At 71.9% G+C, this 6,870-nt stretch carries 10 protein-coding genes; 8 read left to right on the top strand and 2 right to left on the bottom strand.

Translation table 11 applies throughout. The annotated features are described in order from the left end of the window. Positions 1-130: 130 nt before the first annotated feature. From coaD to SACPADRAFT_RS0218545, 8 genes are all read left to right on the top strand, one after another. Positions 131-610 carry a pantetheine-phosphate adenylyltransferase gene (coaD, locus tag SACPADRAFT_RS0218580; RefSeq protein ID WP_007025817.1) on the top strand — a complete coding sequence of 160 codons (480 nt, stop codon included), beginning with the start codon at positions 131-133 and terminating at the stop codon, positions 608-610. Between the two features lie 209 nt (positions 611-819). Further along, a complete protein-coding gene (locus tag SACPADRAFT_RS0218575; protein ID WP_007025816.1) occupies positions 820-1,515 on the top strand; it encodes a DivIVA domain-containing protein in 696 nt (231 codons plus the stop codon). 87 nt (positions 1,516-1,602) lie between these two features. Beyond that, entirely contained in the window at positions 1,603-2,205 is a 603-nt protein-coding gene (locus SACPADRAFT_RS0218570) for a YceD family protein (protein ID WP_007025815.1), read from the top strand. Positions 2,206-2,282: 77 nt separating this feature from the next. Continuing rightward, complete coding sequence (gene rpmF / locus SACPADRAFT_RS0218565; protein WP_007025814.1) at positions 2,283-2,465, top strand: 50S ribosomal protein L32; 183 nt, start codon at positions 2,283-2,285, stop codon at positions 2,463-2,465. A 10-nt stretch (positions 2,466-2,475) separates the two neighbouring features. After that, positions 2,476-3,273: a ribonuclease III gene (rnc, locus tag SACPADRAFT_RS0218560; RefSeq protein WP_007025813.1), complete on the top strand. Its 798-nt coding sequence runs from the start codon at positions 2,476-2,478 to the stop codon at positions 3,271-3,273. A gap of 12 nt (positions 3,274-3,285) precedes the next feature. Then, entirely contained in the window at positions 3,286-4,173 is an 888-nt protein-coding gene (gene mutM / locus SACPADRAFT_RS0218555) for a bifunctional DNA-formamidopyrimidine glycosylase/DNA-(apurinic or apyrimidinic site) lyase (protein ID WP_007025812.1), read from the top strand. Between the two features lie 88 nt (positions 4,174-4,261). Continuing rightward, the gene (locus SACPADRAFT_RS0218550; protein WP_007025811.1) at positions 4,262-4,585 is read left to right on the top strand and encodes a PadR family transcriptional regulator; all 324 of its coding nucleotides are present in this window, start codon (positions 4,262-4,264) and stop codon (positions 4,583-4,585) included. Then, positions 4,582-5,736: a DUF1700 domain-containing protein gene (locus SACPADRAFT_RS0218545; RefSeq protein WP_007025810.1), complete on the top strand. Its 1,155-nt coding sequence runs from the start codon at positions 4,582-4,584 to the stop codon at positions 5,734-5,736. The genes SACPADRAFT_RS0218550 and SACPADRAFT_RS0218545 overlap by 4 nt, the downstream gene beginning before the upstream one ends. A gap of 69 nt (positions 5,737-5,805) precedes the next feature. Here the strand turns inward: SACPADRAFT_RS0218545 and SACPADRAFT_RS0218540 are convergent, their stop codons facing one another. Both SACPADRAFT_RS0218540 and SACPADRAFT_RS28685 read right to left on the bottom strand, forming a co-directional pair. Continuing rightward, positions 5,806-6,327 carry a YflT domain-containing protein gene (locus tag SACPADRAFT_RS0218540; protein WP_007025809.1) on the bottom strand — a complete coding sequence of 174 codons (522 nt, stop codon included), beginning with the start codon at positions 6,325-6,327 and terminating at the stop codon, positions 5,806-5,808. Between the two features lie 136 nt (positions 6,328-6,463). Then, the coding region (locus SACPADRAFT_RS28685; RefSeq protein ID WP_007025808.1) for an ROK family protein at positions 6,464-6,870 on the bottom strand (407 nt) is incomplete at its 5' end.

Here is a 6,870-nt window from a genome sequence, read left to right as displayed (position 1 = left end):
GGGGGCGCGGCCGGGGGCGGGTGACGGCCGGCCCCTGCGGGCGGGCGCCCGGTGGCGCGTGCGGATGTGATCAACGGCGCGTCCGGCGTGTGTTGCGTGGCGTGTCCAGGCGCTTGGTAGCGTCCGCGCCATGCGGCGAGCGGTCTGTCCCGGCTCCTACGACCCGGCGACCAACGGGCATCTCGACATCGTCGAACGGGCGGCCGAGCTGTTCGACGAGGTCGTCGTGGCCGTGTTGGTGAACAAGAAGAAGCAGGGTCTGTTCTCCGTCGAGGAACGGATGGAGATGCTGCGGGCCACGACGGCGCACCTGTCGAACGTCCGGGTGGACTCGTGGCACGGCCTGCTCGTGGACTACTGCCGGGACAACGGGATCGCCGCCATCGCCAAGGGCCTGCGCTCGGTGAGCGACTTCGACTACGAGCTGCAGATGGCGCAGATGAACCGCGAGCTGTCCGGTGTCGAGACGCTGCTGATGTCGAACAATCCGACGTACAGCTACCTGTCCAGCTCGCTGGTCAAGGAGGTCGCCACCTACGGCGGCGACGTCACCGGCATGGTCCCCGACCTCGTCCGCGACCGCCTCCGCGCCAAGTTCCCGGACTCCTGACCCCTCGCCGGTCACTCCCCGTGGTGCCGTGAAGGACCCCTTCCCTGCGTGCGACGCAGCGAGGGCCCCCTTCACTGCGTCCGGTGCCGTGAAGGGGTCCTTCACGGCGACCCCCCGGTGACACGCTGCGGGGTGGTGCCACCACCGCGCGGGGTGAGCGGGCAGACTGGGGGTGTCGCGTGGGAATCGATGGCCGCGAGGGAGTTGGCGTGTACCGGGTGTTCGAGGCTCTCGACGAGCTCGTCACGATCATGGAGGAGGCCCGCGGGGTCCCGATGACCGTGAGCTGCGTCGTTCCCCGTGGCGATGTGCTGGAACTGCTCGACGACGTGCGCGACGCCCTGCCCGGGGAGGTGGACGACGCCCAGGACGTGCTCGACAAGCGGGACGAGATCGTCCGGATCGCCCGGGAGCAGGCCGAGTCGACGGTGAACTCGGCCAACGAGGAGGCCGAACGCCTGCTCACCGAGGCCCGGGAGCGGGCCGAGCAGCTCGTGTCCGAGGCCCGTGCCGAGGCCGACCGCACGGTGGCCGCGGGTGAGGCCGAGTACGAGAACCTCACCGAACGCGCCCGCGAGGAGTCCGACCGCATGGTGCAGGCGGGCCGGGACGCCTACGAGCGTTCGGTCGAGGACGGCAAACACGAGCAGTCCCGGCTGGTGTCGCAGACCGAGGTGGTGCAGGCCGCGCACGACGAGGCCGCGCGGATCGTCGACGAGGCGCACGCCGAGGCCGACCGGCAGCGCGCCGACTGCGACGCCTACGTCGACGACAAACTGGCCGAGTTCTCCGAGCTGCTGTCGGCGACCCTGCGCACGGTCGACTCCGGCCGCAACCACCTGCGGGGGACGCTCGGTCCCCCCTCGCGCGCGACGAGCCACGAGTACGACTATCAGGCGCAGTGAGCGCATCCGGTCGCGTACGCTGGTGAGGTCGGCACCGGCCCACGGTCGTCGGCGTCCGTCCCGTTCCGCACCGCGCAGAAAGCCCCGATGTCTTCCCAGAGTTCGAGCCCGCAGCGCACCGACGCGCGCAACCCGTGGCTGTTCGACACCCACGAACTCGGCCGGAGCCCCGGTTCGAGTCACCACCTGCGCCGCGAACTGCCGGCGACCACCGCGTTGGGCGTCCCGGACGTCGTCGTCGTCGGCGAGGGCACCACGATCACGGTGGACCTGCTTCTCGAATCCGTGGTCGAGGGCGTGCTGATCACCGGCACCGCGCACACCACGACCGAGGGCCAGTGCTCGCGGTGCCTCGATCCGATCACCGGCGAGGTGGACGTTCAGCTCACCGAGCTGTTCGCCTACCCCGACTCCACCACGGACGAGACCGCCGAGGAGGACGAGGTCTCCCGGATCGTCGACGACATGATCGACCTCGAACCCCTCGTGCGGGACACGCTCGTGCTCGCGTTGCCGCTGGTCCCGTTGTGCAGCGACGACTGCGAGGGCCTGTGTTCGGGATGCGGCATGAAGTGGGCCGAGCTCGAGCCCGGACACGGGCATGAGACGATAGATCCCCGGTGGGCCGCGCTGCTGGACCGTCTGGAGGACACTTCGGGCGGCGAGACGGCGAACGGCTCCGACCGGTAAGCCGGTCGGGCGTGAAGTCCGACCGTTCGCAAGCACGCCCGCGTCGCGCGGGCAGACCTTGATGAGGAGACCCAGCCGTGGCCGTCCCCAAGCGGAAGATGTCGCGCTCCAACACCCGCTCGCGCCGGTCCCAGTGGAAGGCGACCCCCGTGCAGCTGGTGCCCTGCCAGAACCGCGCCTGCCGTGAGCTCAAGCCGCAGCACGTCGCCTGCCCGACATGTGGCCAGTACGCCGGTCGGCAGGTCGTCGAGCCGGCCTGAGGTCGTCGGTATGGGGGACAAGTCGCCCACCGGGCCCGCACCGGATCCGGCGTCCCTGCTCGACGCACTCGCCGTCGAACTCGACGACGAGCTGCTGACCCTCGCCCTGACCCACCGCTCGTACGCCTACGAGAACGGTGGGCTCCAGCCCAACGAACGGTTGGAGTTCCTGGGTGATGCCGTGCTCGGCCTGGTGGTGACCGACCACCTGTACCAGCGGCATCCCGATCTGCCGGAGGGGCAGCTCGCGAAGCTGCGGGCCAGCGTGGTGAACATGCACGCGCTGGCCGGCGTCGCCCGTGAACTGGGCGAGGGGGGACTCGGTGCGCACCTGCTGCTCGGTAAGGGCGAGGAGCTCACCGGAGGCCGGGACAAGGCGAGCATCCTCGCCGACGGGCTCGAAGCCGTGATCGGCGCCGTCTACCTGGCGCACGGGATCGAATCCGCCCGCTCGCTGGTGCACCGGCTGTTCGGCGACCTGCTCGCCGAGGCCCCGTTGCGGGGTGCGGGCCTGGACTGGAAGACGAGCCTGCAGGAGCTGACGGCGTCGGCCGGACTCGGCGTGCCGGAGTACAAGGTCGTCGACACCGGGCCGGATCACCGCAAGGAGTTCAACGCCGTCGTGCTCGTCGGTGGGCGGTCCCTCGGGGAGGGGGACGGCACCACCAAGAAGGAGGCCGAGCAGAAGGCCGCCGAGTCGGCCTGGCGCGCGCTGAACGAGGAGCTGCGGAGCCACCCGCCCGCGACGGCCGGGGACGGGGCGGACGCCCCGGCGGACGCCGTGGTCCCGGCCGACGACACCGAGTAGGCGGGCCCACCCGTGCCCGAACTCCCCGAGGTGGAGGTCGTGCGCGCCGGTCTCGAACAGCACGTCGTCGGCCGCACGATCACGTCGGTCGAGGTGCTGCACCCGAGGGCCGTCCGCAGACACGAGGCGGGCGCGTCGGATTTCGTGGGGCGCCTGCTGGAGGCCACGGTCACCGCCGTGCGCCGCCGGGGGAAGTACCTGTGGCTCGATCTCGGGCCGACGTCGGAACCCACCGGGGCGCCCGAGGAGGGGCTGTTGGCCCACCTCGGGATGAGCGGGCAGATGCTGATGCGCCCCCCGGGTACTCCCGACGAGCGGCACCTACGGGTGCGCATCGGCTTCGGCGACGGCGGTCCGGAGCTCCGGTTCGTGGACCAGCGCACGTTCGGGGGCCTCACCCCGGTGGAGCTGGTCGACGTGGACGGCACCCGCGTGCCCCGGCCCGTGGCGCACATCGCCCGCGACCCGAGGGACCCGCTGTTCGATCCGGTCGCGGCCGCCCGGTCGATCCGCCGGCGCCGTACGGAGATCAAACGGGCGCTGCTCGACCAGACCCTGGTCTCCGGGATCGGCAACATCTACGCCGACGAGGCGCTGTGGCGGGCCCGGCTGCACGGGACCCGCCCCACCGACCGGCTCACCGCACGTCAGGCGCGGGAGACGCTCGATGCCGCGACCGCCGTGATGGCCGAGGCGCTGGCGGCGGGCGGTACGTCGTTCGACGCGTTGTACGTCGATGTGAACGGGGAGTCCGGCTACTTCGAGCGCGACTTGGACGTCTACGGGCGCGAAGGCGAGCCGTGCCGACGGTGCGGCACGCCGGTGATCCGGGAGCCGTTCATGAACCGCTCGTCGTTCAGCTGCCCCCGTTGCCAGCGCCGGCCCGGGGCACAGCGCTAGGAATTCGCCTCCAGGACCTCGCCGGGGTATTTCTCACCACTACTACGCAATGCGTGGTAGTGTCGCTCACGCACTAACTGGAGGGCCGGTGGAGATCAGTCAGCTACTGAAGGGCGTGCTCGACCTCGCGGTGCTGGCGGTGCTGCGCGACGAGGACGGCTACGGCTACGACGTCCTGCGCAGACTGCGCCAGGCGGGGCTCGACGAGATCGGGGACGCCTCGGTGTACGGCACGCTGCGCCGGCTGTACAAGGCGGGGCTGCTCACCTCGTACGTCCAGGCCAGCGAGGAAGGCCCCCACCGCAAGTACTACAGCGTCAACGAGCTGGGCCGTGCGCGTCTCGCCGAGTCGGCGGCGACCTGGCGCGGTTTCGCGGCGACCATGGACAGCCTGTTGGGAGAGGCAACATGAGTTCACACACCCGGCCCGCCGTACGCGCCTATCTGGCCCGGGTGCGCACGGCACTGTCGGACCTCCCACCCGACGAGGTCGACGAGATCGTCGAGGACGTGCGGCCGCACCTGGCGGAGATCGCCGACGGCCTCGGCGCGGACGCCACCCTCGCCGCGATGACCGCCGAACTCGGTTCCCCGGAGGACTACGCGGCCGAGGTCCGCGCCGCGGGCGACTATCCGCCACCCCCGGGACCGTCCGGCGACGGTGACCGCACCGAGGCCCCGGTCTCCCGGCTGGCCCCGCGGACCGCGTTCTGGGGCCTCGCGCTCGGGGTCCCCGTCGCCGCGCTGCTGGGACTGGCGCTCGGCCTCACCCACGAGGCCGCACCGCGTGCGCTGTTCGCCTACCTGGTGCTGGTCGGGGCCGGGATCGGGCTGGCGGCTCTCGCCGCCTCGACACGGGGAACGGATCAGATCCGCGACCTGCCCGAAGTGCGGTGGCTGGCCGCCCGGAGCGGGCTTCCGGCGCGGTTGTGGACCCTGCTGGGCGTGTTGTCCCCGCTCGGGTGGTGGTTGGCCGCGGCGGTGCTGGCGCTGCTGGGCGTGCTCCTCGCGGCGGACGACGGGTGGCCGGCGCTGCCGTTGATGATCGGCCTCGCCGCGCTGGTCCTGTGGGCGGGTCCGCGGTCCCGCACCGACCACCGGAAGCTGTGGGCGACACTACCGGTGACCGCGTTCGTCACGGGCACGGCCGTCGGCCTCGCCGGCGCCCTGCTGGAATCCGCCGTGGAGGCACCGCACGCGAGCCCGCACGACAGCGTGTACGGAGGCGCGACGGGGGAGGGCACCGGGGAGCTGTTCCACGACGGGGAGCGCCTGGACAACCTCTACGTCTTCGACGCCGAGGGGAAGCCGCTGACCGACGTCTACCTCTACACCGAGGACGGACGGCCGCTGTCGATCCCCCGGTACGGGTGCGACGAGCACACCTCCGCACGGATCCGGACGGGCTCGGACAACCTGTTCCCCCGACCGCGCGTGGAGACCGGTGCCGTGGACGACCACGGCACCGTCGGCGGCTACAACGCCTACCGGCCCGTCTGTGCGGAGCGGGAGGGGGTGCCGTTCACGGTCGCCGTCCCCACCGAAACGCCGGGCGGGAACTGATCGGGGGTATCCCGCCCGTCCGTCGGGACCGGACGGGACGGCGCCGGTGGCGTGCCGATTTGCGTCCGGTCAGAACCCGTTCGGTCCCGACATCGCCAGCTTGCCGAGCAGGTCCCGCCCGCGTTCGGCGTTGCGGGGTTGGCAGAGGACGTCGTAGCGACGGGCGACGAGCTGGCTCTGCGACACGAAGTCCCGCCTGCCCCGGGTGGCCGCGTAGCCGGCCGCGGCGAACGCCACGCCGAAGCCGACACCGGAGATCAGACCGATCACGATCGGTGCCAGGCCCGCTCCGGGGGTGAACAGACTGAGCAGCAGGCCCACGAACAGACCGAACCAGGCACCGGACCCCGCCCCGCTGCCGAGCACCTTGCCCCAGGTCAGCCGGGACGCGACCCGCTCGACGACCAGCGGGTCCACCCCGACGATGGTGACGTCGGCGACCGGGAACTCACTGTCGGCGAGGTGGTCGACGGCCCGCTGGGCTTCCTCGTAGGTGTCGTAGGAGCCGATCGGCCACCCCGTGGGCATCGTCGGCAGCTGGGGCGGTTGGGACGCCCTGGTGAACGCCGTCGGGGAAAACGCCGTGGTCATTACTCCCACCTTCGGGTCTGTCGGTTGCTGTCCCGTTCAACGCGCGGAGCGTCCCGGCAGTGCCCGAACCACCCCCCGGTGTGCGCAGATCACACGGGCACCCGTGCCCGGGGCCGGGCGACGCGACGGGAACCGGTCAGGCCCGGACGCGCTCGCCCGCGGTGTGCAGGTCCGGGATGCCGTTCGGGGAGCCCGCGTGCAGCCAGCGGCCGAAGTGGCGGACCGAGAAGAGTTCGTCCAGCACCATCCAGGCCGCCCCGACCAGGCCACCCTCCTCACCGAGCCGGGCCTGCTCGATGCGCAGCTCCCGGGTCGACAGGGGCAGCGACCGGCGGTAGATCGTCTCGCGGATGGTGGCGAGCAGGAGGTCGCCGGCGCCCGCGACCCGGCCGCCGAGCAGGATGGTCGACGGGTTGTAGAAGTTCACCAGCGTGGCGAGCAGGGCGCCGATCCGGCGTCCGGCGGCGACCAGGAGCTCGACGGCGGTGTGGTCCCCGGCCCGGGCGGCCGCGGTGACGTCGGCGCCGGTGACGGCACCGCGTT

Origin of the sequence: Saccharomonospora iraqiensis subsp. paurometabolica YIM 90007 (assembly GCF_000231035.2) — a bacterium.
GTDB classification, from domain to species: Bacteria; Actinomycetota; Actinomycetes; order Mycobacteriales; family Pseudonocardiaceae; genus Saccharomonospora; species Saccharomonospora paurometabolica.
The sequence above is the reverse complement of the archived record's forward strand: the minus strand, read 5'-3'. Positions and strand labels throughout refer to the sequence as shown.

Bases quoted from the DNA above. Each gene is read 5' to 3' on its own strand.
- SACPADRAFT_RS0218545 (WP_007025810.1), top strand. From the start codon at position 4,582: ATGAGTTCACACACCCGGCCCGCCGTACGCGCCTATCTGGCCCGGGTG.
- rnc (WP_007025813.1), top strand. From the start codon at position 2,476: ATGGGGGACAAGTCGCCCACCGGGCCCGCACCGGATCCGGCGTCCCTG.
- SACPADRAFT_RS0218540 (WP_007025809.1), bottom strand. From the start codon at position 6,327: ATGACCACGGCGTTTTCCCCGACGGCGTTCACCAGGGCGTCCCAACCG.
- SACPADRAFT_RS0218570 (WP_007025815.1), top strand. From the start codon at position 1,603: ATGTCTTCCCAGAGTTCGAGCCCGCAGCGCACCGACGCGCGCAACCCG.
- coaD (WP_007025817.1), top strand. From the start codon at position 131: ATGCGGCGAGCGGTCTGTCCCGGCTCCTACGACCCGGCGACCAACGGG.